This window comes from Lyngbya aestuarii BL J (genome assembly GCF_000478195.2).
Taxonomy (GTDB): Bacteria; Cyanobacteriota; Cyanobacteriia; order Cyanobacteriales; family Microcoleaceae; genus Capilliphycus; species Capilliphycus aestuarii.
This window is the reverse complement of record NZ_AUZM01000246.1, coordinates 1-1061: the sequence shown is the minus strand read 5'-3', so window position 1 is coordinate 1061 and position 1061 is coordinate 1. Positions and strand designations below refer to the sequence as shown.

Genomic DNA, 1061 nt, shown 5'->3' with positions numbered 1-1061 from the left:
ATCCTTCCCTGAAAAAATCGGCAACTTCAGCATTTAGTTTAGCCCAAGAAAGCACATACAGACGAAGAAGACCCACTTGATCTTACTCAATGGAATAACCCTTGATCAAATGTCAGACGACAGAGAATGATGGACGCTACAGACTCACTTTATATATACAGCTTGATCCAAAAGTTGAGTCAGTCGATTTACTAAAACTGTTGTTCGCCTTTCTGTTCGTGACTCGAACAGGTGATCGCACAACGCTTGAGAGAGTATCGTCGATGGCTAAGGGTTCAAGCCAATTGCTTTAAACCGATTACATCTAGTAAAAAAATTAAAATAGTGATGAATAATTTGCTTAATTCGTGTAATATAGTCTCACAAGCACATATTTAGCTAATGTCTTTGGGCAACTTAATTGTCAGCCCGAAGAAAAGCCAAAACCTTATTGTCGAATGTCGAAGGAACCAATTAATGGCTAAACAACAAAAAAGAACAGATGTTCAACCTCAACCCCTGATCGGTGAAGCTTTACTGAGAAAAGTTAAAGATCTCGAACATCTCAACAAAGAAGAGAAAGCAAGAGAATGTGGTTACTACACCCTCACAAAAAATGGGGTTGAGCGAGTCAACATGATGAAATTCCTGAATGCTCTGATTGATGCAGAAGGAATCGAGTTAGATGGTAAGCAACTCGGAAATGGACGAGGCGGACGCTCGGCAAGCTATCGAATTAGTGTACAGTCAAATGGAAATTTATTAATTGGTGCAGCTTATACCAAACAAATGGATCTGGAACCCGGTGATGAATTTGAAATTTCTTTAGGCCGTAAACATATTCATCTCAGACAAGTCGAACCGGGAGAAGAACTCGAAGCGTCATAACTGGCACAGTATCGTTTTCGACTTCTATTTTTCCGAGCGGGATTAAATACAATCGATTCCTGATTCTGGAAAATCGGCGTCGCGCATCATCATTCTGGCTGGTTTTGACCGAACGTTAGTCATCGCCAGCCTAACCGTATTAATTGCTTTCAAACTAGGGAATCGAGACAGAATGCAATAACTGTTCAATAATC

General features: G+C 40.3%; 1 protein-coding gene. It reads left to right on the top strand.

Translation table 11 applies throughout. The annotated features are described in order from the left end of the window. The first annotated feature begins 456 nt into the window (after window positions 1-456). The gene (locus tag M595_RS27850) at window positions 457-867 is read left to right on the top strand and encodes an AbrB/MazE/SpoVT family DNA-binding domain-containing protein (protein ID WP_023069744.1); all 411 of its coding nucleotides are present in this window, start codon (window positions 457-459) and stop codon (window positions 865-867) included. Window positions 868-1061 lie beyond the last annotated feature (194 nt).